The sequence below is a fragment of the Croceivirga thetidis genome, from assembly GCF_012272815.1.
GTDB classification, from domain to species: Bacteria; Bacteroidota; Bacteroidia; order Flavobacteriales; family Flavobacteriaceae; genus Croceivirga; species Croceivirga thetidis.
In genome coordinates, this window is the sequence record NZ_JAAWWL010000003.1 from 165,076 (window position 1) to 188,110 (window position 23,035).

The 23,035-nt window shown below is 36.8% G+C and carries 26 protein-coding genes; 5 read left to right on the top strand and 21 right to left on the bottom strand.

The annotated features are described in order from the left end of the window. Positions 1–17 precede the first annotated feature (17 nt). The gene (locus tag HCU67_RS16015; RefSeq protein ID WP_168553672.1) at positions 18–386 is read left to right on the top strand and encodes a hypothetical protein; all 369 of its coding nucleotides are present in this window, start codon (positions 18–20) and stop codon (positions 384–386) included. Between the two features lie 47 nt (positions 387–433). Here HCU67_RS16015 and HCU67_RS16020 read toward each other — a convergent pair whose 3' ends face one another. Continuing rightward, on the bottom strand, positions 434–1,066 hold the full coding sequence (locus HCU67_RS16020; RefSeq protein WP_168553673.1) for an MOSC domain-containing protein: 633 nt from the start codon (positions 1,064–1,066) through the stop codon (positions 434–436). Between the two features lie 62 nt (positions 1,067–1,128). Then, positions 1,129–1,482 (bottom strand): DUF6249 domain-containing protein, encoded by a 354-nt coding sequence (locus HCU67_RS16025; protein WP_168553674.1) that lies wholly within the window; start codon positions 1,480–1,482, stop codon positions 1,129–1,131. A 136-nt stretch (positions 1,483–1,618) separates the two neighbouring features. On the opposite strand from HCU67_RS16025, the gene HCU67_RS16030 reads away from it, so the two are divergent. Both HCU67_RS16030 and HCU67_RS16035 read left to right on the top strand, forming a co-directional pair. Further along, positions 1,619–2,197, top strand: a complete 579-nt coding sequence (locus HCU67_RS16030) for an RNA polymerase sigma factor (protein WP_168553675.1) — start codon at positions 1,619–1,621, stop codon at positions 2,195–2,197. Next, positions 2,184–2,579 (top strand): hypothetical protein, encoded by a 396-nt coding sequence (locus tag HCU67_RS16035; protein WP_168553676.1) that lies wholly within the window; start codon positions 2,184–2,186, stop codon positions 2,577–2,579. The genes HCU67_RS16030 and HCU67_RS16035 overlap by 14 nt, the downstream gene beginning before the upstream one ends. Here the strand turns inward: HCU67_RS16035 and HCU67_RS16040 are convergent. The 5 genes from HCU67_RS16040 to htpG form a co-directional block, all read right to left on the bottom strand. Beyond that, positions 2,576–2,935, bottom strand: coding sequence for a DoxX family protein (locus HCU67_RS16040; protein ID WP_168553677.1), 360 nt, complete (start codon positions 2,933–2,935; stop codon positions 2,576–2,578). The genes HCU67_RS16035 and HCU67_RS16040 overlap by 4 nt on opposite strands. 3 nt (positions 2,936–2,938) lie before the next feature. After that, entirely contained in the window at positions 2,939–4,273 is a 1,335-nt protein-coding gene (locus tag HCU67_RS16045) for a hypothetical protein (protein WP_168553678.1), read from the bottom strand. A gap of 33 nt (positions 4,274–4,306) precedes the next feature. Beyond that, the gene (locus tag HCU67_RS16050; protein WP_168553679.1) at positions 4,307–5,662 is read right to left on the bottom strand and encodes a hypothetical protein; all 1,356 of its coding nucleotides are present in this window, start codon (positions 5,660–5,662) and stop codon (positions 4,307–4,309) included. 33 nt (positions 5,663–5,695) lie between these two features. Then, entirely contained in the window at positions 5,696–7,015 is a 1,320-nt protein-coding gene (locus HCU67_RS16055; protein ID WP_168553680.1) for a hypothetical protein, read from the bottom strand. Positions 7,016–7,146: 131 nt separating this feature from the next. Then, on the bottom strand, positions 7,147–9,036 hold the full coding sequence (gene htpG / locus HCU67_RS16060; RefSeq protein WP_168553681.1) for a molecular chaperone HtpG: 1,890 nt from the start codon (positions 9,034–9,036) through the stop codon (positions 7,147–7,149). A 567-nt stretch (positions 9,037–9,603) separates the two neighbouring features. On the opposite strand from htpG, the gene HCU67_RS16065 reads away from it, so the two are divergent. Continuing rightward, complete coding sequence (locus HCU67_RS16065) at positions 9,604–10,611, top strand: 3-oxoacyl-ACP synthase III family protein (RefSeq protein ID WP_168553682.1); 1,008 nt, start codon at positions 9,604–9,606, stop codon at positions 10,609–10,611. 468 nt (positions 10,612–11,079) lie between these two features. Continuing rightward, positions 11,080–11,448: a CoA-binding protein gene (locus HCU67_RS16070; RefSeq protein WP_168553683.1), complete on the top strand. Its 369-nt coding sequence runs from the start codon at positions 11,080–11,082 to the stop codon at positions 11,446–11,448. A gap of 107 nt (positions 11,449–11,555) precedes the next feature. On the opposite strand, the gene HCU67_RS16075 is transcribed toward HCU67_RS16070, so the two are convergent. The 14 genes from HCU67_RS16075 to HCU67_RS16140 form a co-directional block, all read right to left on the bottom strand. Then, positions 11,556–12,785 (bottom strand): S41 family peptidase, encoded by a 1,230-nt coding sequence (locus tag HCU67_RS16075; RefSeq protein WP_168553684.1) that lies wholly within the window; start codon positions 12,783–12,785, stop codon positions 11,556–11,558. Between the two features lie 188 nt (positions 12,786–12,973). Beyond that, positions 12,974–13,732 carry a DUF6090 family protein gene (locus HCU67_RS16080; protein ID WP_168553685.1) on the bottom strand — a complete coding sequence of 253 codons (759 nt, stop codon included), beginning with the start codon at positions 13,730–13,732 and terminating at the stop codon, positions 12,974–12,976. 186 nt (positions 13,733–13,918) lie between these two features. Further along, a complete protein-coding gene (locus HCU67_RS16085) occupies positions 13,919–14,353 on the bottom strand; it encodes a hypothetical protein (protein ID WP_168553686.1) in 435 nt (144 codons plus the stop codon). A gap of 138 nt (positions 14,354–14,491) precedes the next feature. Next, entirely contained in the window at positions 14,492–15,322 is an 831-nt protein-coding gene (locus HCU67_RS16090) for a hypothetical protein (RefSeq protein ID WP_246865820.1), read from the bottom strand. Between the two features lie 231 nt (positions 15,323–15,553). After that, positions 15,554–15,724, bottom strand: a complete 171-nt coding sequence (locus tag HCU67_RS16095) for a hypothetical protein (protein ID WP_168553687.1) — start codon at positions 15,722–15,724, stop codon at positions 15,554–15,556. A gap of 2 nt (positions 15,725–15,726) precedes the next feature. Continuing rightward, a complete protein-coding gene (locus HCU67_RS16100; RefSeq protein WP_210423754.1) occupies positions 15,727–16,347 on the bottom strand; it encodes a succinate dehydrogenase/fumarate reductase transmembrane subunit in 621 nt (206 codons plus the stop codon). 95 nt (positions 16,348–16,442) lie between these two features. Then, positions 16,443–16,985, bottom strand: coding sequence for a DUF4287 domain-containing protein (locus HCU67_RS16105; protein ID WP_168553689.1), 543 nt, complete (start codon positions 16,983–16,985; stop codon positions 16,443–16,445). A gap of 37 nt (positions 16,986–17,022) precedes the next feature. After that, positions 17,023–17,667 carry a hypothetical protein gene (locus HCU67_RS16110; RefSeq protein WP_168553690.1) on the bottom strand — a complete coding sequence of 215 codons (645 nt, stop codon included), beginning with the start codon at positions 17,665–17,667 and terminating at the stop codon, positions 17,023–17,025. A 192-nt stretch (positions 17,668–17,859) separates the two neighbouring features. Beyond that, entirely contained in the window at positions 17,860–18,345 is a 486-nt protein-coding gene (locus tag HCU67_RS16115; RefSeq protein WP_168553691.1) for a hypothetical protein, read from the bottom strand. Between the two features lie 100 nt (positions 18,346–18,445). Continuing rightward, complete coding sequence (locus HCU67_RS16120; RefSeq protein ID WP_168553692.1) at positions 18,446–18,892, bottom strand: hypothetical protein; 447 nt, start codon at positions 18,890–18,892, stop codon at positions 18,446–18,448. Between the two features lie 104 nt (positions 18,893–18,996). After that, positions 18,997–19,587, bottom strand: a complete 591-nt coding sequence (locus tag HCU67_RS16125) for an SUKH-4 family immunity protein (protein WP_168553693.1) — start codon at positions 19,585–19,587, stop codon at positions 18,997–18,999. Between the two features lie 139 nt (positions 19,588–19,726). Further along, positions 19,727–20,257, bottom strand: coding sequence for a hypothetical protein (locus HCU67_RS16130; RefSeq protein ID WP_168553694.1), 531 nt, complete (start codon positions 20,255–20,257; stop codon positions 19,727–19,729). A 221-nt stretch (positions 20,258–20,478) separates the two neighbouring features. Then, the gene (locus HCU67_RS16135; RefSeq protein WP_168553695.1) at positions 20,479–20,979 is read right to left on the bottom strand and encodes a hypothetical protein; all 501 of its coding nucleotides are present in this window, start codon (positions 20,977–20,979) and stop codon (positions 20,479–20,481) included. A 531-nt stretch (positions 20,980–21,510) separates the two neighbouring features. Beyond that, positions 21,511–22,974, bottom strand: a complete 1,464-nt coding sequence (locus tag HCU67_RS16140; protein ID WP_168553696.1) for a sodium:solute symporter — start codon at positions 22,972–22,974, stop codon at positions 21,511–21,513. Positions 22,975–23,035 lie beyond the last annotated feature (61 nt).

The following is a 23,035-nucleotide window of genomic DNA, read 5'->3' on the forward strand; positions in this document are numbered from 1 at the left end:
CTTTAAAACAACAGATTATGAGAAAAATAGCTAAGAATACATTGGTTTTGGCAACATTGTTTGGAGCAATGGTTGCAAGTGCGAACGATTTTGGTGGAAAAGCTAAAGCAAAGAGCGAGGTTGAAAAGAACCTTTTAACTATAGAATCTGACCCAACTTTCAAGAAAAAGGGCGACAAAGTATTAATGAACCTTTTGAATCTTTCACAAGGCAAGGTAATCTTAAAGGTTGTGGATAGTGAAGGGCGAGAACTTTTCAAAGAAGTAATCGACGGTGATTTAATCGTTGAGAAAGCATTTAACTTCAATAATGCTTTTGATGACGAGTATACCATTATCGTAGTTGACCACAATGGTACGTACAAGACTACAGTTAAAAAGAAATAGTTTAGTTTTATTCAGTTAATTGCGCCCCGACTCTTGTCGGGGTTTTTTTATATCAGTTTTTTCAGTTTTTCGCGCTTATCCGCTCGAATACTTTCATTTTCAATGGCCTTCTGAATGAGGTTTGAATCATTTGTCATTCGATTTACGATGAGATTGTATTCTTGTACGGTTATTGCATTTTGATTCTCTTCCAATAATTCAAGTTCATCGTTGATTGCTACTTCGCCTTCTTGGAGTATGCGAACATAGGTGCCAGGATGCCCGTAGTCAATGAATTTTTTGAGTACCTCTTGTGTTTCGAATCTTATACCAAGTTTAAAGCATGGTTGTCTGGGTTCGGTCACTTGAACGGTTGCCGAACCAATTTTATAGATATTTCCTATTCGAATTTCATTTTCGTCAAGTCCTTCAACTGTTAAGTTTTCACCGAACATACCCCATTGCCAATTTAATTGGGGGTATTTGATTTTCCAGTCTTCGTAATAATCCGAGCTAAAGAGATAACAGGCTTTATACTCTCCCCCATGGTGTTTTCTGTCAATAACCGTGTCGTTTGCAACATCTTCCTTTCCCAAGAACAAAGGATGACTTACCGGGTTTTTAAATATGCCTGTTTTGATTTCTTTGCCGCGCCATGAAACTGTCGTTGGGTTGGCAATGTTTGTGCTGATAACCTTCATGATATGAAGATAAAAAAACCACCACTAAAAAGTGGTGGTTCTTTAAAAAGGTTAGTTGAAGTTTAGTCTTCTTTTTCTAATTTTTTGGTTAAGGTAAAACCAACAAATAAACCAATACCCGCCATTAGGAAAATTGAGCCAGGATATGCTATTTCTTCTTCTATCCTAAATAAGTTGACCATAAACGAAGCAATGAAAATTGCTAAACCCACACTCATCAGGAGTACGGCAAAGTTGAGTAAGAAAATTTTCCACCCTGCGACGTATCCATTTTTCTTGGAGCGAACAAAAATATTTGCATCAGCTCCTTTTTCTATTAGGGCCAATCGTTCTTTGTTTCGAGTTGATAAGAATAAATAAACGATACCGAAGACGGTTAAAAAAAATCCAGTTGGTATTAGTATTCCTTCTGCCATGATTTTGCTTTTTTTAATTGATAAATAAACTCATTTGCGCCTTATGACGATACTTTTTTTGAAAAGGTTACAGCTACCTAAAAGTTTTTTTAGTTTTAGGTAACCTTTGTTCATAATATGTCGTCTTAATTGTAAAATGACGAACAACCAACCCAATATAAAAGCTATCCTAGCTGGAGATTCCCGTGAATTTTCCGCATTGGTTGATGCCTACAAGAACATTGTGTTTACCGTGGCGCTACGAATGTTAAAAAATAGGGAAGAGGCAGAAGAGGTTGCGCAAGACACCTTTATTAAGGTATACAAGTCTTTGGAACGGTTTAAAGGAGACTCGAAACTATCGACTTGGATTTATAGGATTGCCTATAATACTTGTTTGGATAGATTAAAGAAGAACAATAAGGACTTGACCAATGTGGCTATTGATGAAATAAATGGATTTGAAATAAAAGATGTGGATAATGCTTTGGAACTAATTGCTGATTCTGAAAAGTCTGATGTGATCAAAGCATGCATTGCAAAATTGTCTCCTAAAGACTCCGCTTTACTTACATTATTTTATTTTGAAGAACGGAGTTTAAAGGAATTGGGTGAAATTTTAAGTATGAACCAGAATTCAGTCAAAGTTGGTCTTTTCAGGGCAAGGGGACGATTGGCAACTATTTTAAAACAAAATTTAGAACCGGAAATTATTAGGAGTTATGGAGCAGAATAAAGAATTGGAGGAATTACTGGATAAAATGTTTGCATCAGATAAACTTGATTCTCCCTCAATGGGGTTTACAAATCAGGTGCTTGGACAAATAGAAGCAATAGAAAGTTCTAAAATAAAATTCAAACCGCTAATACCAAAGTGGTTTTTGGTGGTATTTGGAGCGGTCATTTCAATTTTTGTTTGGTATAGCATAAAGACCAATCAATCTTCAACCGATGCATTGAATTTCGTACCAAGATTTGACGTCAATACAGTGATTTCAGATTTTTTCAATCAATTCAATTTGTCAAGTTCTTTAGGGTATTCCTTATTGGCAATTGGTATGGTATCTTGTGTTCAAGCCATTCTCTTTACCAGAAAAATGAACCGTAGGATTATCTAAAACTGTAAGTACCAATAGGCCCAATACATAAGGCCAAATTGTAAAGGAATCCTCAGGAGTAGAATCCATTTTGGGATGCCTGCGGATTCTTTTTCACCTTTCATCATATAAAAATGAACTAGCAGAAAAATTAAGAGCATTGCTATAATGCCGTATATGGCCCAATCTTTTGTCTGCGTAAAACACAGTCCGATTCCCAGGACTATTTCGGCAACACCACTCCAAAAAACTAGGGCCTTGTGCTTGGGAAGATAGTTCGGCATAATGCGTAAATAGGCCTTTGGTTTTATAAAGTGCATTATACCGGCAAAAACATACATGCCGGCCATTAAATAAAGATGCCACGGAAAGTTCATTGTCTAATTTTCTTTGTAATACCAGAAAGGAATAGCCGCCCGGCGTGACTCGATTATTTCTCCATTGTTTTTTTGTTTGCGTATAAGCCGAAGTATATGCTTGCCCTCATTTAATTCTTTAATATTCAAGTACATTTCAAAGCCAATATTCGCTTTGTTGTCGGTACTTATAGTAAAATCACCCGCAAACTTCAGGGTATCGATTTCGAATGAATAAATTTCGTTGAAGGTTTTAATATAGGCCTGTCTTACGCTATCCTTATTTCTAATTCGGTCAAACCAGTCGCTTGATCCAAAATTAAAGTTATTGGAAATTAACCCCCTAAGGTCTTTTTCGGGTTTGAGTGAATCATTGAAACTAATAATCCTGTCCTCGATACTTTCAGAAAAACCAATAAAGGTGTTAAGGTAGGGTGTTCGAATCACTTTTGACGGAATGGTTATCTGGGCAGGAATATCACTGGTCTTGGTCAATTGATCACGATAGTTTTCCTTGTTTGCCACATAGGACCTTGAGCTCAATTCCGCACTAAAATAATTTGAATTGCGATACTCCAATCCTGTAAGTACAAGAATGATGATATAAATAGGAGTTAAAAAGACAATTAACCGTTTTCCAAATTTGTTATCCAAGAAATTATAGAGCAAAGGCCGATATAGAAAGGATAGTGATATATAACTAAACACCCAGTAGAAGGGGAAGTACACCAAGGCAACCCACTTGTTTCGTTTTAATAAACCAAGGCTTACAAAATCAATAAAGGTCAAAAACATTCCTATTGCCAAGAATACGGTCAACGGAATTCCAACAAAATTCGAAATCCAATCGGGAATATTTTCGTTGTCAATGATGTAATTGGCAACGAGTGATATACTTAAAATAATAAGTGTTAATCCGAGCACAAAAAAGATCGTGAGAAACGATAGTGCAAAAAGAACGCTACAAGAATTCTCCAAATTGGCGATATACCGATCAAATGAAACGATTCGTTTTCTGAGGTAATTCTTAAACTTATCGCCATACTTTAGCACATCAAAATCAATATCCCCAGAAACGTACCGCAAACCTAGGGCTCCAATCCAAACACCTCTTAGTACGACATGAAGCAGAAGGTTAAAGATTAGAATTGAGCATGCAATCAATGCGACGAGATTGATGACAAACGAGAAGATTTGTTCATTGTTTTCTGCATTCAGCATTTCTGCTTTTAATGGCTCGTAGATGGTAAAAAGCCCGAAAATGGCGAAACCCGAGATGATGAGTTCCAATTCCCAACTTTGTTGTTGAAGGGAGTCCAATAGTTTTTTAAAGGCAGGACTTTTATAGTCGTTGCTCATTGTTTGGTTGATTTACAAGTCAAGATACAAAGTTTAGTTTTTGAAATACCAGAACGGTATGGTCACAATGGTATCATTGATAATTTTCTGTTCAAAAAAAGCGGTTTGACCCCTTGGCCCAACAACGTATAACAAGTGTTTGCCGTTTTCGAGGTGCGAAATATCGAGAAAGGTCTCAAATTGAAGTCGTTCATTTTCATTCGTGGTATAAATGAACTCCTTCTCAATCACTGTTGAGTCAATCATGATTTTATACATGTTATTGAATACTTTCAAGTATTTCTTTTGCTCTTCAAAATCGTTCGGTCCATTGTTAAATTGAAACTGGGCCCCAAACAAATCTATCTTTCGGGCATTGAACCGATAACCCCTTCTATCCTTTTCAGGGTTTAAGGTGCTGTCTTGTTTAAATACTGCATCTTCTTTAAAGGAAGTGTAGGGTACTTTTAGAGGTAAATACGGGGTCGTGATTACTTTTGAAGGTATGACTGCAAAATCAACCAACTCATCATTTTCATCAATAACATCTTCATAATTACTGGTACTCGCATATATGGTACTTGATTCGGGGTTTTCACCTAAATAATTTGATTGTTGTTTCTTGAAGGAACTGACCAATACACTACCTAAAATATAGGCTGGTAAAATAAAGGTGGCCAACCATTTTGCCCGCTTCTGGTCTAGAAAATTGTAGACTAGGGGCCGGTATAAGAAGGAAAGGGTGATTATGCCAAAAAAGCGATAAATCGGCATGTAAATCTTAGGTCGAAGGTTTCCTTTTTTCAAAACCCCCATGCCAATAAAATCTACAAATACCAATAGGGCCATCGAAAAATAAATCAGCCCCCAAGCAGCGGTGAACTGTATTTGTTGGTCTTTTGAAAATATTCCTGTAATCTCAACCAAGCTGGTAGTTGTGGCAAAAAAACCAACAACCAACATGTAGGCCATAAAATAAAATGCCATCAAAAAGGCAATTGCGAAAAGGGTACTGCAAATATTTTCTAGACGTGAAATGTAGCGATCGAAAGAGCCAACTTTTTGGGTGAGCCGATCTGTGAATTTCTTCGAATAATTCAAATGCTCGTAATCAATATCACCGGATACATATCGAAGGCCCAAGGCGCCAATCCAAACTCCGCGAAGAATTACATGAATCAGCAGTACGATTAAGAGTATGGTTAGGGCCGGATAGACGGTACGGATAAGGTAGCCGTAGATTTCTTCATTGTTGCCAATGGCCTTAATGAGTTCTACTTCTAGGGGGTCTTTGGCCTGAAAAAGACCGAATATGGCAAAACCTGAAATCAATAATTCGAGCTGCCAGCTCTCGGTCTGTAGTTTATCCAGTAATTTCTTAAAATCTGAACTGTTGTAATCTTCGCTCATAGGTTGGTGTTATTGAAAACCAAGATACAAAGTTTAGTTATTGAAATACCAGAACGGTATAGTCTCGTAATGCTCAAGTTTTGTGCTGTCAGTATTGCTGGTGCGACGTTGAATGGAAAGGATGTGTTTGCCGTTTTTTAGATTTGTGATATCAATAAAGTTTATAAGGCGCGTAGTATTATCATTTTCTTTTGAAACAATGAATTTCTCTTTTACCTTAAAACTGTCAATCTTCACTTCGAACATCTGATTTAATTTATCCAAGTGCTCATATTCTTGGTCTACTGGTAAGTGATTATTCCCGAATGACCAGTGGAAGTACTCGAAAACTTTGTTTTTTAAGCCTATTCTTGAATTCTTTGGTTCAAAAGATGAATCGAATTCAAAAACCATCGATTCTAAGAAAACATCATATGGAATTGTAAGCTCTAAATATGGGGATATTATTGTTTTGGAAGGGATTGCTGCATATCCTATGTAATCTCCATTTTCTTCAATCATATTTTCATAGTTTCTGCGGTTAGCAAATTTCTCGGAGGATTCATGCAGTGAAGAAAAGTAATGGGTAGGTACATAGCGTAAACTAAAAATGAATATGCACAAAATGTAAATCGGAAGTAACCAACGAATTATCTTTTTCCCGAATTCATTATCCCAAAAATTATATAATAAGGGTCGATAAAGTACAGAAAGGGTAATTATACTTGTTAAACGATAGAAAATTAGGTAATACCTTCCTCCAATTCTTTTTAGACTTCCCCTAGTTATAAAATCTAAGAAAATTACAAAGCTTATTACAAGGAATACTATTGTAAACATGAAGAAAAGTAAATCTCCAATAAGCTCTCCGAACCCACTTTCCAAAGCAATACCACCCAATGCTAAAAACAGGACAAAATTTATGAAAAAGCCAATTGTCATGAATATTACCAAAAAAGTTAGGCCAAACATGACACTGCTATAACGTTCCAATTTTTCAATAAAGTTATCGAAGGAAACAATTTTTGATTTCAGGTGATTTGTGATTGTAGTACTGAACTTTAAAGCTTCGAAGTCAATTTCACCAGAAACAGAACGAATGCCTACTGCGCCAATCCATAATCCGCGTAAGAGCACATGAATAATAAGATTGACAATTGTGAGTAGGCAAGAAAAATATATTCCAAATGCCAGGTAACGAAACTTCCAAAGATTATTAAGCCAAAGATTTGTTTGCCAATCCCAAAGAGGTTCCAACGCAGAAATCAACCCAAAAATGGCAAAACCCGAAATGACCAATTCCAACTGCCAGCTTTGCAGCTGTAGTTCGTCCAATAGTTCTTTGTAACGTTTGTTCTGGGGTTGGTTGGCCATGGTTGGTTTTTTAGTCAACCCCTAAAATAGAAAATGGAAAGATTTTGAACAATCCCCAAAAAAGGGTAGAAAAAAACCCGGCACTTCGACTTCGCTCAGTTACCGGGCTTTTTTTATGTATTTAGATTCTGTTACTTTATCATCTCGTAACTACGAGCAATAAAGTTGGTCAATTCTTCACCTTTCAATAAGCCTTTTGACAATCTTGCCAAATCGAGGGATTGATTGATCAATCGTTCCCGTTTTTTAGCTGTTTTTGTGCTCAAAATTTCACCGACCAATTCGTGATTGGTGTTTACGATTAAATTGAACATATCTGGCATATTGCCCATACCGAACATTCCACCTCCACCGGTCTGCTGCATGTCTTTCATACGACGCATAAATTCCGGTTCGGTAATAATAAATGGTTGTGCAGTGCTATCCATAGCTTCCAATTGCACTGTAAAGGCACTTTTCTCTCCTATTACTCCTTCAATTTGCTCCTTCAACTTATCTTTTTCCTCATCAGAAAGTTTTGAAATGGACGTATCTTCTTTTTTAATGAGGTTGTCTATATGGTCAGCATCAACCCTTGCAAAACTGATTTTCTCTTTAGAGGTCTCTAGTTTTTGAATCAGGTGCGGCACAATGGGTGAATCCATCAATAAGACTTCATAACCCTTCGCTTTGGCAGCCTCAATATAGCTGTGCTGCGCTTCTTCATCTGAAGCGTATAGGATTACCATTTTATCGTCCTTATCGGTTTGGGTATCCTTTATTTTTGCTTCCAGCTCTTCGTAGGTAAAATACTCGTTGTTTACCGTTGGATAAAGTGCAAATTTCTCTGCCTTCTCAAAAAACTTATCCTCAGAGAGCATACCATATTCAATAACTACCTTAATGTCATTCCACTTTTTCTCAAAGTCTTCTCGATTATTCTTGAAAAGTGAACTCAATTTATCGGCAACCTTTTTGGTAATGTAACTTGAGATTTTCTTAACAGCGCCATCAGCCTGCAGGTAAGAACGTGATACATTCAACGGAATATCAGGGGAATCAATCACACCTTTCAACATGGTCAAAAATTCGGGAACAATTCCTTCAACATTATCCGTAACAAAAACTTGATTTTGATAGAGTTGAATTCGGTCTTTTTGAATGTTGAGGTCGTTTGTCAATTTTGGGAAATATAGTATCCCAGTTAAATTGAAAGGATAGTCAACGTTCAGGTGAATATTGAACAGCGGTTCCTCAAATTGCATTGGATACAATTCGCGATAGAACGATGCATAGTCCTCATCTTTTAAATCATTCGGTTTTTTGGTCCATGCAGGGGTTGGGTTATTGATAATGTCATCAACTTCTTGGGTAGGTGCAGGATCATCTTCTTTGGCGTCTTCTGGTTTAGGAAGGGTTTCGGTTCGAGTTCCAAATTTGATTGGAATCGGCATGAACTTATTGTATTTCTTCAACAGCTCCCGAATCTTTGAATCTTCCAAGAACTCGGTAGAATCTTCAGCTATATGAAGAACGATTTCCGTTCCGCGCTCTGTTCTGTCCGTTTCTTTTAATTCAAATTCAGGAGATCCATCACAACTCCAATGAACTGCGGGTTCATCTTTAAAACTTTTGGTCAGGATTTCAACTTTGTCTGCCACCATAAAGGCTGAATAGAAACCAAGACCAAAATGCCCGATAATTCCGGCATCCTTGCCTGCATCCTTGTATTTGTCCAAGAATTCTTCCGCTCCAGAAAAAGCCACTTCGTTAATGTACTTTTTAACCTCGTCACTGGTCATACCGATACCTTGGTCAATAATGCGGATTTCCTTAGCCTCTTTGTCAACTTTGACCTCAATTTTCGGGTCGCCGTACTCCACCTTAGCTTCACCAATTGAGGTGAGGTGCTTTAACTTAAGTGTTGCATCGGTTGCATTTGAGATAAGCTCACGAAGGAAGATTTCGTGATCGCTGTAAAGAAACTTTTTGATTAATGGAAATATGTTCTCTACGGAAACATTGATTTTACCTGTTGCCATGTTGTTTGATATTTTCTTTTAGTAGGCAAAAAAAATACCACTTGTTGAAAAGTGACAAACTGACATTGCTTAAAATGGAATTCTGAAAGTTTAACATATTTTATGTTTAATATATTTTGAAATAAGTTGAACATAATATATTTTTGACTTGTAAATGATTGAGATGTCTACCAAAAGGTCTCATCATAATAAAAGTTTGTTTATTTATTGGTTAGGTTGTTGAAAGCGCTCTTTTCCTCCAAAAAGTGGCGCTTTCGCTTTTTAGGATAAGTTGTTTGCGGGGATTGAACTTTATGGTTTAGAAAAAAATAGAATTCAATAAACAAAACAACAATGCCAAAAATTCCATTATTCCCCATAATTGCGATAATTGATAAATGACTGATATATAATCAAAAACAAATACCATTTTCGATTTCCTAGCTCATTTCAAGAACACTTCACAACTAAAAAGCCAGTACGCTATGAAAGCTTCAAGTACGAATTTGTCTTAACGATTTCTTAATCTTATATATATTTATCATTTTTAGCTATCTATAATTATTAATTTACCAGAAATTCTCCCCTATGTATAATTCCAAGATAACCGGATTAGGATATTATGTTCCGGATAATGTAGTCTCCAACAATGATTTATCTAAAATTATGGAGACCAGCGATGAGTGGATCCAGGAACGTACCGGTATACTGGAACGCAGGCATGTCAATACTGAAGAGGAAACGACAACCTCAATGGGGGTGAAGGCGGCTAAAATAGCCATTGAAAGAGCTGGTATTGATAAAAATGAAATTGACTTTATCATTTTCGCCACCTTAAGTCCAGACTATTATTTTCCTGGCCCTGGGGTGCTTGTGCAACGTGATTTGGGCATCAATACCGTAGGTGCTTTGGATGTTCGAAATCAATGTTCCGGATTCGTTTATGGTATTTCGGTGGCAGACCAATATGTAAAAAGTGGAATGTACCAGAACGTCTTGGTTATCGGTTCTGAGGTACATAGCCGCGGATTGGACATGACCACCAGAGGTCGAGGTGTTTCTGTGATTTTTGGAGACGGGGCAGGTGCTGCCGTAATCAGTAGGGAAGAAGATTCTACTAAAGGAATTCTTTCAACCCATTTGCATTCAGAAGGGCAACACGCTGAAGAATTGTCATTGATTGCACCAGGTATGGGCAAGCGATGGGTCTCTGATATTATAGCCGACAATGACCCAAATGATGAATCTTACTACCCGTATATGAATGGCCAATTTGTATTTAAAAATGCAGTGGTCCGTTTTAGTGAGGTTATTATGGAAGGGCTTCAAACAAATCAATTACAACCTACCGATATTGATATGTTGGTGCCGCATCAAGCAAACCTTCGTATTTCTCAATTTGTACAAAAGAAATTTGGACTCTCTGACGATCAGGTTTACAACAATATCATGAAATATGGCAACACCACCGCTGCGTCCATACCTATTGCGCTAACCGAAGCCTGGGAAGCGGGCAAAATTAAAGAAGGTGATTTGGTGGTTCTAGCTGCCTTTGGTAGTGGCTTTACCTGGGGTAGCGCCATTATCAGGTGGTAAAAATAAACCCCGACCTGAGCGTCGGGGTTCAAAGCAACTTGGATTCTGTAACCAACCCATCCATACCAAGTTGCTAGGTGATATTTTCTTCTTTTACATCCAACAAAAAACCACGACTACCTTTTAGGTGCCGCTACATTTCAAAATAGTAACTGTTGAAAACCGTCTATTTACACGTGTGGTATACCGCAATAGTGAAGTATTCTTTTGATTGATGTTATTTAATAGACGATATATAGGCAACGATGTTACATCAATGCCCTTTTTTTAATCCACATCAAAATCTAGAAATTGCCCTAAAGAAGAAGCCCCAACGAGCAGTTGCTGTCGGGGCTGTACATTGATAAGCTATACTAAACACTAACCATTAACTATAAAAAATACAGTCTTACCAATGATTGTTTGTATTAAGACCAAAAAATTTGGTCTCTGTTACACCTTTTGCCTTACTTTAACACAAAAAAAGGGATGTGTAAAACCTTGGTTTTTGGCGCTTCATTAAAATCAAATCGTTATAGTAACCTGGCAGTCAACCGTCTAGTGGAAAACGGATTCGAAACTCAAGCTTTCGGCATTAAGCCAGGAACCATCTCTACTATCAAAGTTACGGAAAATCTTGGTGAAATAGCAAATATTGACATTGTAACGTTGTATATGCGATCTGAATTGCAAAAAAAGTACTACAAAGAAATTGTTGGACTACAACCTCAGACGGTCATTTTTAACCCGGGAACCGAGAATGTCGAATTCTATGACATACTTAGGGAAAACAATATTGAGGTGCTCGTTGCCTGTACTTTGGTTCTATTGAGTACCCGCCAATACGGTTGTAAGTAAAACAGGTTAAAATTTTTTTCAGGCGTTGTGAATGTGAATTGGGTATATGGCTTCTGTAAAGAGTAAAATAGCCCCTCCACTTGCTTCAAGATAAATCGTACGTGTTATTACATCACTTTATCGAGGAGTTCAATCCCTTTTTCTAAAGTTTCATCTTTAGCTATCGAAGTCTGCTTTACATAATGCTTAGGAACATATTTTTCGCGTGGTGTTCCATCAACATGATAGAGCTTCTCCAAAATCAATTTATAGCCAAAACGCTGATTGTTGATTCTAATATCAAAATCAGAACCTGCCAGTCTTTTCATCTCAGTCCCCACAATCTCAGCCCTTTTTAGGGCATCGAAACCAACGGCCATTCCTTCACCCATACTGCCTGTCCATCTGCCGACAAGTACCACTACCGGTTTATTGTACTGCTTACCCCTTGGGCTTACAAGTTCGAACCAACTGCGAACTATTTTTGGTTGACCATCAAAAGACTCTATAAAATGGTGCTTTTGGTAGGGTAGCTCCATATTGATGAACCTTCCCATAATACCTTTGGCAACATAGGTATTGCCGCCATTATTGGTATTTCTCAAATCGATAATAAGCGCCTTGGTATCTAAAAGTTGGTCCAAAGCCTTATCGAATGCAGTTATCAATTGGTTATTCCCTAAAGAATTGTTTATTCTGATTATACCGATATCGTCGGTCTCTTGGACTGTCAAAAGTTCGTTTTCGTTCTTAAAGGTCAAGCGGTCAATATCAAATTCCAATTTTTCGCCATTTTCCAGTTTTAAGGATAGAATTCTTGGTTCGCTATATTTTCCTGAGAGCACTTTGTTTGCAATCCAGTTGCGCACTTCCAATGAAGTTTTGTCACTGCATAATGCGGGAAATTCTTCAATCGCTTTAGAAAAATCGCCCCCGTTGAACTGAACTATTTCGGCACCAAGAATGTCATTTTCCAAATTCGCCAATTGTGTTTGCCAGACATTTTTTATTATGGCTTTGTCCTCATCAAAGGCTACATATATCGGTGCATACAGACGATAGGATTCCCTAATATTGGTAGTTAATGATATATGGCTATCATAGAATTCATTTAAAAGGTATTCAAAAAGTAAAATGACATCGGCCTCGTTTTTTAGCCCATCAATTTTTGCGGTATACTTTTGTGTTATGCATTCCATGTCAACCTTTTTTTCATCCAAATAGACGTAGAGGTTGTTGATGTCATTCAATATTTGGTTCAAATCTTCTTGAACCTTTGTTTTATCAATGGTTGTGTTTTGTGCTTGCAATGCCAACCCTAGCAATGAGAAGGCAAAAGACAAAATCAGTTTTTTCATAGCGCATTTTTTAGAATATTCACTGCCCGCCGTTTCAACACTATTCTTCGCTTAAAGCCGTATTTGCTGAATTCGGGAGAAAACAAAAATAACCTGGACACGGGTAATTTTTGGACTTGGAGTTAGAAATAATTGTTGGTTGTAAGAAAAGTACTTTATAAAGCAATCCTATTGCAAGGCTGAAAGTTTTACTTAGAAGTTTCCGTCTCAATTTGAGAAATTAATTCAGTGGCTTTAGCGCTCAACTCCTCGTAATAACTTTCAAAAACGGTCTGCTTAAAAAAATAAAAAGTAGCACAAGCTTCCAAATCCCTAAATTCAGCTGAGGACGGGTCATTAATAAACTCCCAATCTGTTTTCTTGCGCATATATTCCTTATTGAACAAGGGGTCTACCACATCAAAATATTTGATGATCAGTTTATAAATGTTATTGAACAGATTAATTCCGGTTTGGTTCATTTCACTCATGTGGTCGTTAATGACCGCATACCTTTTGTAGTAATCCATGATTTGACCCCGAACATTTTCGTTGCTGATGAACTTGAATTGGCCTGAACTGGTGATTTCGATAAATGTCTTGTCTTCTAAGATTAAATTTTCAGCATCCCAAGATAGGGGAGATGTTAGGGCGATAAAGTCTTTTTCAGTTGCTTGTTCAGCATACATTTCATGAATGTAAATTCTGAACAATCGCTGTTCTTCAATACTGAATGCCGTTCGTTGTTCTAAATAGTTTACATCTTTTTCGAGGTCGGCTTGAATGCGATGTAGGTAATTGATACCGGTCGCATTTTCTTTGTTTTGCTCATTACGGTTACTGATTTGAAGCGCAATTAGAATACCGATTACGATAAGTAAAATCTCGCCAAGGGCATAAAGCACATAACCTTTTAGATTACCTTTTTTTAGCAAATTTTGACGAATTCTACGAAAGAACTTCAGCATCGGTCAGGTGTTTTGAAGATAGTTTCGGGTCATGCAATTGCCTTACAATAGCGAATCATGACAACAACTGTTAAAAGGGGAATCTTACCTAAGATACTAAAAACCAAGCAATAAAGCTGCCTTAAAAAGATGAGTAATTGGGTATAACGTTTTGAAAATCGGTTTTAATCATTAATTAAGACGAAGCTAACTATCCGTTTTGTCTTTTTTTACTTCTACCAATTGATACAGATTATAAACAGTCAAAACGACTGCGCCTAAAATGATTAAAATATTGATGGGAAGCATTGAAGACTTTCCATAAATTTTCTCACCGTCCAATTCTACAATCATCGGATTTGTTCGGCTATTATCAATTTCAAGAAAAACCCTAAGTTCTTTGCCAATGGCATCTTTAGCCAAAAAGGTTTTCCAATGGGTTCTATAATGATCGGTTAGTTTATAGGTTTTTTCTGTTCTATCTGAGGTGACCAAAACCAGTCGTTGACCTTCTTTATATGTAAATGATTTTCTCGGTTTGTATTTGTAGGTTTCGAGATAGGCCTCTTTTAAGGTACCGTACTCTTGGGTAACATCTTTTTTTTCGGCCATAACATTGGGTATGGCGTCTACGACAGCCATAAAAATCAATGCTAGATTGATAAAAAGCCATTTGTATTTATTGTTCAGCGTTCTGATATTTTTAATGTCACTTTTGTTTGGTAAAATTAATTTTAGAAAATCCTAGCCGTAGTTCTGAGGCATTTTGAATATAGTTATTTATTTCAACTGAAAATGGATATGATCATCATGTCGCACAGCCTGACAACCATGGTACCTTACCTTACCACTATTCAATTTAAGTCTGGTTTTTAAATGTGGCTCAATAAACAACTTACCAATTTCACTTTGTTTTACAATTGAATTCGCCAACTGCCTTGTTCCCATAATTGAGAATTCGATGTCCTTATTTACCTTACCAAATGTCAAATACTTTGGAAAATCATATTGCCAATATCCCTTTCTTTTGCAGACTGTAATTTGGTCATATTCCCTAGTTGTAGGGTTTTCATAGACACCGTATCCGCTGACCGATGGTTTTTTGTTTGTAAGTGCACCATTTTGTTCGTTGTAAACGAAAGAGACATCGATTTTTTTACCGTCATTATGGCTTAAATGTGGTAGTAAGGGGAATTTGTCAATAAATGGAAAATTGGCATCGAGATACACCAATTGAATACCATTGTTTTTTCTATCAAAGTCCTTTGCAATGTGCTGTAAAGCTTTGTTCAATTCTGGACGCACATAATTACGATTGGCAAGTTTGTAAAAGAAGTTATGTGCTGTTATATTTTCCGTTTCCTTTATTCTTTCCCTTCCGAAAAGTGGTGCAACATACGGAACGATTAAAAACGTTGCGCTAAGGTAGAGTACACTGAAAACGACCCCCTTTTTCAATCTTCTTCTTGATGCGTTTTTCTTAACAACAATTAGGGTAATCAAATAAATTACGCCCCCTATTTGTGTAACTACTGTTAGAAGAACAATAAGCACTAAGTGAAGTAGGATTTTCAAACTGGCGGAAAAAATTCTGATGACATTTTTATTCATGGTTAACTAGAGAAAATTACTATCAGACATTCACCTTAAAATTCTATTCCCAGAGTTAGGTAGGATTTAATCATTAAGTGTCCTACCAAAATGGAACCTTACTTTAGTTATAAAACGTTAGTTATCCTTAAAAATTTGGTATTGGTAGGTAGTTCCTTCCCAGTCATTCTCTACAAAGAACGCCTCGTCATCATTTGCTACAATTTCATACCTGAAATTGTCCTTTATATTCTACCTTTTCTTTAATTGATCAATTACAAAACCTATAGCGATAAAGAATAAAGCTATGGTCAAAAGGGTTAAATCAAAAATGTTGGTTTTTACGTAGGTAACTATAACGAGAAAGACTGCAATGATACCTGCTGCAATAATTGCCTTGCCAACATAGGGTTCTTTGTGCATTTTTATTTTCCAATCATGATATCATAGTCTTTCGGAATTTCAATTCCGTTGAAGCCATCAGTTAGTCCGTAGAGCAGGACCAAAGCCAATAGCACGCCCATAAACAGAATAGTATACGTTTGCTGATATGGGGTCACTCCAAGTACTTTTCTTTTCATTTTCATTGAATGAATTGCTGCAACATGTCCAAAGAAGGATATGATGGCCAGCCCATAGTAGGGTACAAAAAATAGGTTTAACGGAAATGTGTTAAGTCCAGCAACTCCGAAATAAAAGTTAGTGTCCAATTTTAAGAACATCCTACCAGATAATACGGCACTCACATGCACTATCAAAAAAAATGCGAGGTAAAGCCCTGTCCAAATCTGTAGTTTTTGAAAAAAGCCTGATTTCGTTTTTCGTTTTTTTAGGAACAGTTTTATCCCCGAAATAATTTGAATCGCAACAGCAAGGAGTAACACGGTTTCGATAAACGTTGTTCTATACACAACCCTTAAATCGTTCATTAGTTCAATATGAGCGCTTGGACCGAATAGACTAAAAAAATGATTGAACAAATGGAACCCAACAAAAATTGAAATTGTAATTCCAGAAAAGTAATGCAGTTTTTTCAGGTTCATCATTTAGCTTTTATACTCGTTTCAAAGAACACAACATTTTTCGGTTAAGTGGTATCCAAAAGGATAGGTTGTCTGATGGCTTTAGATTCAGCTAGTTGCTAAATTGATTTTTCATAGGCTTCTTGAATCCAATCTTTGAGTTCGGTATCAATTTCAGATTCGTTGGTCAAACGAACCCTGTGCGTGCACATGGAACCAAATGGCCCTGAGTTTTCCAATCGTTCAGTTGTTGGTTTGTCCTTTAGTTTAAACCCTAAATCAATTCGGGTTTTGGTTGCAGGCTTAATGAGAATAAACTGCCTTTTTCGAATAATGCTCACACTTCCTTTTTTAGGTGTGATGGTAACGTCATTACCCAAAGAATTTACATAGTTGATAAGACCATCATAAATTGGCTTTAAGCCCTCTTTTCCTGAATATTGGGCGGCCACTAAGTCTTCTGAAGTGTTGTTTTCTTCTTTTGACAACGATACTATCGTATTGGCAAAACCATGGGTAACCCCATGTTCAGATTTCAGATATTTTACGCCTTCAGAATGTCTTGAGAACGACTTTTCTTTTAAGATTGCCTTCCATTCATCAAGAGACTTCCCCGTCTTTTCGGGCATGTTGGCAATCATGGTTTGTAGTGCTTTATCCATGATTTTAAAGTTAGTTAGAATCTAGGAATGAATAATGTTACCACACATACTTAATTCCTATCAACTTTTTCATTACCTCATTATACCGAAATGCAATTCTACGTTCGGAATGCAATGACATGCAACCAAATATATATTGGTATTTAAAATTATATTGATTTGCAAGTTTTTTTCTTCGCCTAGCTATTTCTCTTGTCATGAACGTCCCTGAACCCAAAATTCTCGCATTTCCATTCTTATAGTCCAACTTGGCTTGTTTTTCACTATACTTCGTATAAAATTTTGGAGACTGGATGGAGTCTTTATAGAGTGATAACTTTTTATCTGAAATCTTCAACAATATTGTGTCTTCTGCCGAAAGCGGATGTAATTTAAATACGCCATTTATAACCTTTGATTTTTCGTTTACAGAAATTGTTACACTGTCAATTGAGTTAGCCTTGAATGAAAAAATTCCGGTTGAGTCAGTTTGAGTTTGAATTGTCGATTCTCCCTGAGTTATTTTAATCCGATGTCTTCTTGAATTCAGCAAAACTATTTGTCGGTCCGACGAGGACTCTAATTCTGCCCATTCACTCTCAAAAGATTTATAGAATTCAATTTTTCCTGTAAGTTCATTTTGTCCAAGAAGTTTGTTTTGATGGACAAAAAGAATTAGTAGTATTATAATTGAATTTTTCAAATAAGGATGATTTATACTACTATTTTGCCTCAAGAATAATGCCATTCAAATTATAGCAAATGCGTAGTAACGGTCTCAGCTATGAGCAGTTGTGTGGGTTATTAAGGACATTTGCAGGTAAACGACAAGCTGAAAATTTCGCAGGAATTTTCAGAATAAGCCTGTAATAGCAATTGTTGCAGAGGGTTATTTTTAGTTGTCCCAAATGGATAAATAAACAGTTTTTGAATTTGGGTTAATTATTAATAGGGTACCGTTGTGAAATCTCAAATCATTATATCTTTCCGAACAGCATCTTTCTTCATATGAATAGTAGTTATCTTTATCAGTAAGAATTGATATCATTTTTTCGCTTCCACTATAAAATGTGCTATCATTCACTGTTGTAACAGAAATATTACCATGTGAAATTTCAAAATTAGTATGTAATCCTATTTCAAAATCAACAATTCCTCTTTTCCATTCTGAGAGTGACCAAGGCGGTGCATTTGAAATCCATCTTTTTATCTGTTTTTCGCTAGTTCGAAAAATGAGAGAAGTATGGCCATCTCCATTAAAAAGATAATTCTCAGATTCACCAGTTAAATCAATAGGTTCTTGAATTTCCAGTCCGGTTAGTCTGGTAAAATAGTCTTCTCTACTTTCACTGATATTACAACTAACTAAAGCGACTGACATTAAAACTAATCGTATTACTTTCATTTGTTTTTAATACATGCCAACGGTCTAGGCTATAAATATTGAATCAGCAATTGTCTATAACCATAGGTAGCAAACATTATTTTAATCCATACATGACTATCTTTTTCTTTTTCCAAAGAAATTCAAGATTAATCACTTTTTCATTTTTTATAGCGTTCAATTCTTTTTTTTCAAGGATGAAACTCACTTTTGTCATCCATGTATTGGAAACGTTTGAATAGTCAGATTCTATTTCTGTATTGTCAGTGCTAATTTCTAGATTTTGCTCTGAAGTCTTAAGATGTAGAACTCCACCATTCCAAGTTTTGATATTTTGGCGACTCAATATTGTACATTCGAAAAAGTGGTAACCATTCAACGTATTAAACTCACCCCAGAATTGCCCCTCTTTGGATTCAGCATACTTTTTTCCTGGAACGTTTTTAATCAAGTCTTCAGTATAAGTGTCGACATGGGTTCGTTCTAGAGCTCTGATATTGCCGAAGGCTGCTAATACCTTGTCTATTTTTCTGAAAACACTCATAATGAATTATAGTTTTTTAATTTGAATTTGTTCTTACTACTTGGCAACGGTCTCGTATAACCGTCAGTTTTTAATTGCGGTTTTACATTGTTGTGCACTGGCTTTTATTTTTCATTATTAGCGTCTTCTCTTAATTCCAAGTCCATTTCTAACTGCCGAGGCCAAAATCCGTCACTTTCCATAGCCTCTGAATCCGCATTTTTTAAGTCCAACTTTAATTTTTCGAATTGTTGGTCCGTAAAATCAGAATCGAGAAATGCATCTTCTCCATTTTCCGTTTGTACTCTTTTTACAAAATTCCGATACGCTATTAAACATTTAGCCATTGCAGAAAGGTCAGAATTAAAAGGTTGTGAACTGAAATAATCTTCGTGGTCGAGATATTCTATTCGGTCATTATTTCCTGTATTTATGACGATTGGGTCTCCGTCATTACAAGAGCCAATTACTATATACTTTTCAAATTCAGGTTCCAAAAAGTCATAGATAGTTGTCAGTTTTTGAACACTATCATAAACATCATTAGAATCTTTTGAAAAAGATAAAAAAGGTGCGGCACTATCTGGTAATCCAGATTTTACAAGGAATTCAATTGAACTTTCCGAAAGTCCAAGTCTATTCAGTTTTTCCTGACTGATTGCATTGAGATTACTCTCATCCAAAGTCCATATTTCTTTAAATTCCTCAGGTTTCATTTTTCAGCTTGTGCCTAACGGTCTCGGCTATGATTTGTGGCAGCGTTGGAAAACGTTAGATTTCCAGCCGAGGCAAATTCAGCCGTTGATGGTTTCTAAGTTTCAAGTTAACGAAATACCACGCATATTCACCTTGGTTTTAGCGTATGAGAACAACTTCATCATATGTTCTGCACCAATCTAAAATTTGCCCATACCTATCAAATTCGAGATGATAGGTAACATAAAGGTACTGGTGCGTTTCGTAAATATTGACAAAAATTCTTTCACTACCCCTTATTTCTTTATGTGGAGCTGTAATATGCAATCTAGGATAATTTCCTTCCCCTCTTTTTTTTACTTTAAATTTCTTCTTATCAAGGTTCGAAAAATCCAATTCAAATCTTTCGGAATCAATCCTTATTTGGCTTTCAACATACTCTTTTAAAGGTTCGAATTGCGCATTGTTTTTCCAATTTATCCCCAAACAGCTTGGATTAATAAAAACAAAATAATTCGCTTGAAAATCATGCAAGTAAGGGTAAACTTTTATTTTCTTTTTTGTTGGAAAAGAATCAACAAGTTTAGACCTATAAAAATCTAGAGCAATCTGTTCATAGAATGGAAATTCAGTTTGTGAAATTCCAAATCCATATTGAAGTAAGAACGTTAGAAGTATTATTTTTTTCAATCTTCTCCGCTTAAAGTTCAATCCATAATTTAGTTTATAAAGGTATTGTGAAAAAGGTTTAATGAGTAAACACTAATTCCCGTTTAGTTTTCGGGCTTTTAAATTACAGTCAACGGTCATGTGTATGATTAGTTGCGGACTTTTCCAACGGAAAATGTCCGCCTGTACCGAAGATAGTTAATTGCAAGGATTTCCATTTTGGGAAATCCGACCGCAATTAATTATACACCGTGTTGGCAAACGTTATTTACAAATTTATCGGCTTCGCTTTCTTTCCGTAAGTCAAAAACTGTCCCTTGGTACCAGTTTACGGCAATGAAGTCGAATGATTTAGAAAAGTTATGAAGTCCAGATTTTGTTTTATTCTTGATTTCCTCATTTTCAGTGAAACCTGTCAGCCAAATCCTATTTAAGTGTCCATTATTTTCCTCCAGCAAAACTCCAAATTTTTGGCTACCAAAACCAAAAGGCGGGTCTTCCGATTTTTTAAGTCCAACGTTTTGATGAACAACCTGAGTTATTGGTGGTAGCCCCGTGGACTTTAAAATTTCTAAAGCTTTTGAAAAGTCCAATTTTCTGTCCGAAACTTTTACTTTCAATTCCCCAATTTCAGTTATGTCAGAAAATCCAAGTCCGTCCCTGTGTTTTTCTCCAAATTCATTTATTCTCTGTCCTTCTTTTATGGCAAATTCCAAATTTTCAGAAGGTACTAACTCAATCATTGCGTAATCATCTTCCCATAAATGAAGTATGTCCGAGTACGGATATGATTTGGATTTCCTTTCGTTTAAGAATTTTACGATTCTATGTAGAAGCATTTAATGTTTGCTAACGAGAGGGCTACGCGCAGTGCGGTCCTGTAATTTTTGGTGTTGTAACGAAGTTACATAAAACAAAAAGGACAATTGTGGCCGTGCCAAATTGCGTTTAGCCGGTGATGTGCTGCGTTGATTTCTGCCGTTGCGGCGGTGTTTGCAAATGGGTCCCTCATCCTACGGTTCTGGCAATTTGGTGTAGCCCTCTCGATGGGGCAGCCTTGCAAAAGGGCGGGAAGGGCGCAGCCGTGTAGCAATTTTGTTCGCCGCAGGCGAATGCTGCACCATCACATAAATATGTGCAGTTTTGGTTAACTCTCTTAAAACTATGAAAAACTATGGTAAGCCCTATAAAATCTACAAAACGAATTCTACCTTATTTAGGTAATTTTTATATAAAAAATATATAATCTCAATGTTTATAGACAAAATACCTGATTAATTTCGCTTCCGAATCAGCCACAACCCTAAAAAGGTCAACAATCCATTTAAAGGCAGTAATTCATATCCAAGTTCATAACCTCCTAAAAAGGTCTTGGGTACTACTTGGTCCAAAAGAAAGATTAAAAGAACCGATAAGCCCCCAACTACCCAAACATACTTGTCCTTAATCTGATGTTTGGTAAAAATGCCAAAGGCAAAAAGCCCGAGCAATGGGCCATAGGTATAACCGGCTACAATTAACAAGCTGTCAATCACATTCCTGCTCAATATGTATTTAAAGGCAATGATGACCACAATAAGTACCACACTCATATAGATGTGGGTACGCTTGCGAATGCGCTTTTGTTCGGCCTCCGGTTTTTGCTCTACATTCAAAAAATCCACACAGAACGAAGTGGTCAATGAGGTCAGAGCGCTATCGGCACTACTATAGGCAGCGGCAATCAAGCCCAACATAAAGGTGATGCTCAAGGTGAGTCCTAAGCCGCTGTTCAGGGCAATCTCAGGAAACAATAAATCGGTCTTTGGGGCACCGTCCATCAGCGGTACGGCAATATCATTTTGTCCAGCATAAATAAAAAGTAAAGCCCCCAATAGCATGAACAAAAAGGTAACCCCAACCAAAACAAAACTGAAGGAGACCATATTTTTCTGGGCATCCCTCAAATTTTTACAGGTCAAGTTCTTCTGCATCATGTCTTGGTCCAAACCGGTCATACAGATGGTCACGAACATGCCCCCAACAAATGATTTGATAAAGTGGTTGCGCGCCAAAAAATCATCAGTATATAAAAACTTGCTGTACTGTTTCAGCTCATCCGACGCCAAGAACTCGCCAAAGCTCCAGTTCAATTCTCGATTGATGAATATGATGGATAGGATAACCGCCAAAATCATAAAGGTGGTCTGCAAGGTGTCCGTCCATACAATGGTCTTTATACCCCCACGGTTGGTGTAAATCCATATCAATAAAATTGAAATGACCACTGTTATTTCAAAGGGTATTCCAAAATCATCAAATACAAATTGTTGCAATACAATGGCTACCAAAAACAGTCGAAAAGCCGCGCCCAAAACCCGCGAGACAAAAAAGAAAAAGGCACCGGTCTTGTGACTGGTCGGCCCAAAACGTTCCTTTAAATATTCATAGATAGAGGTAAGGTTCAACCGATAGTAAATGGGCAAGAGTACAAAAGCCACCACAAAATAGCCAAATAAGTACCCCAGCACCACCTGCATATAACTGAATTCAGATGCTTCAACCCAACCGGGTACCGAGATAAAGGTCACCCCAGAAAGCGAAGCGCCCACCATACCAAAGGCCACCAAATACCAAGGTGATTGTTTCCCGGCCTTAAAGAAATCGGCATTGGAGTCGTTTTTACCCGTGAAATAGCTGATGAGCAACAAGACCAAAAAATAAGCTGCAATCAGCAGAAGTATCTGAAGGGCGGACATAAAAGGTATTTGAAGTGCAAAATACGAAATCAATTTCCAGAAGATTAATCGTAATTTTACC

What these genes read in the sequence shown, in the direction of transcription:
- HCU67_RS16090 (WP_246865820.1), bottom strand. Translation starts at nt 15,322, where the DNA reads ATGAATAAAAATGTCATCAGAATTTTTTCCGCCAGTTTGAAAATCCTA.
- HCU67_RS16035 (WP_168553676.1), top strand. Translation starts at nt 2,184, where the DNA reads ATGGAGCAGAATAAAGAATTGGAGGAATTACTGGATAAAATGTTTGCA.
- HCU67_RS16015 (WP_168553672.1), top strand. Translation starts at nt 18, where the DNA reads ATGAGAAAAATAGCTAAGAATACATTGGTTTTGGCAACATTGTTTGGA.
- HCU67_RS16075 (WP_168553684.1), bottom strand. Translation starts at nt 12,785, where the DNA reads ATGAAAAAACTGATTTTGTCTTTTGCCTTCTCATTGCTAGGGTTGGCA.
- HCU67_RS16050 (WP_168553679.1), bottom strand. Translation starts at nt 5,662, where the DNA reads ATGAGCGAAGATTACAACAGTTCAGATTTTAAGAAATTACTGGATAAA.
- HCU67_RS16135 (WP_168553695.1), bottom strand. Translation starts at nt 20,979, where the DNA reads ATGATTGAGTTAGTACCTTCTGAAAATTTGGAATTTGCCATAAAAGAA.
- HCU67_RS16070 (WP_168553683.1), top strand. Translation starts at nt 11,080, where the DNA reads ATGTGTAAAACCTTGGTTTTTGGCGCTTCATTAAAATCAAATCGTTAT.
- HCU67_RS16030 (WP_168553675.1), top strand. Translation starts at nt 1,619, where the DNA reads ATGACGAACAACCAACCCAATATAAAAGCTATCCTAGCTGGAGATTCC.
- HCU67_RS16125 (WP_168553693.1), bottom strand. Translation starts at nt 19,587, where the DNA reads ATGAAACCTGAGGAATTTAAAGAAATATGGACTTTGGATGAGAGTAAT.
- HCU67_RS16105 (WP_168553689.1), bottom strand. Translation starts at nt 16,985, where the DNA reads ATGGATAAAGCACTACAAACCATGATTGCCAACATGCCCGAAAAGACG.
- HCU67_RS16115 (WP_168553691.1), bottom strand. Translation starts at nt 18,345, where the DNA reads ATGTCAGTCGCTTTAGTTAGTTGTAATATCAGTGAAAGTAGAGAAGAC.
- HCU67_RS16085 (WP_168553686.1), bottom strand. Translation starts at nt 14,353, where the DNA reads ATGGCTGTCGTAGACGCCATACCCAATGTTATGGCCGAAAAAAAAGAT.
- HCU67_RS16080 (WP_168553685.1), bottom strand. Translation starts at nt 13,732, where the DNA reads ATGCTGAAGTTCTTTCGTAGAATTCGTCAAAATTTGCTAAAAAAAGGT.
- HCU67_RS16045 (WP_168553678.1), bottom strand. Translation starts at nt 4,273, where the DNA reads ATGAGCAACGACTATAAAAGTCCTGCCTTTAAAAAACTATTGGACTCC.
- HCU67_RS16100 (WP_210423754.1), bottom strand. Translation starts at nt 16,347, where the DNA reads ATGATGAACCTGAAAAAACTGCATTACTTTTCTGGAATTACAATTTCA.
- HCU67_RS16095 (WP_168553687.1), bottom strand. Translation starts at nt 15,724, where the DNA reads ATGCACAAAGAACCCTATGTTGGCAAGGCAATTATTGCAGCAGGTATC.
- HCU67_RS16055 (WP_168553680.1), bottom strand. Translation starts at nt 7,015, where the DNA reads ATGGCCAACCAACCCCAGAACAAACGTTACAAAGAACTATTGGACGAA.
- HCU67_RS16065 (WP_168553682.1), top strand. Translation starts at nt 9,604, where the DNA reads ATGTATAATTCCAAGATAACCGGATTAGGATATTATGTTCCGGATAAT.
- HCU67_RS16120 (WP_168553692.1), bottom strand. Translation starts at nt 18,892, where the DNA reads ATGAGTGTTTTCAGAAAAATAGACAAGGTATTAGCAGCCTTCGGCAAT.
- HCU67_RS16140 (WP_168553696.1), bottom strand. Translation starts at nt 22,974, where the DNA reads ATGTCCGCCCTTCAGATACTTCTGCTGATTGCAGCTTATTTTTTGGTC.
- HCU67_RS16020 (WP_168553673.1), bottom strand. Translation starts at nt 1,066, where the DNA reads ATGAAGGTTATCAGCACAAACATTGCCAACCCAACGACAGTTTCATGG.
- HCU67_RS16040 (WP_168553677.1), bottom strand. Translation starts at nt 2,935, where the DNA reads ATGAACTTTCCGTGGCATCTTTATTTAATGGCCGGCATGTATGTTTTT.
- htpG (WP_168553681.1), bottom strand. Translation starts at nt 9,036, where the DNA reads ATGGCAACAGGTAAAATCAATGTTTCCGTAGAGAACATATTTCCATTA.
- HCU67_RS16025 (WP_168553674.1), bottom strand. Translation starts at nt 1,482, where the DNA reads ATGGCAGAAGGAATACTAATACCAACTGGATTTTTTTTAACCGTCTTC.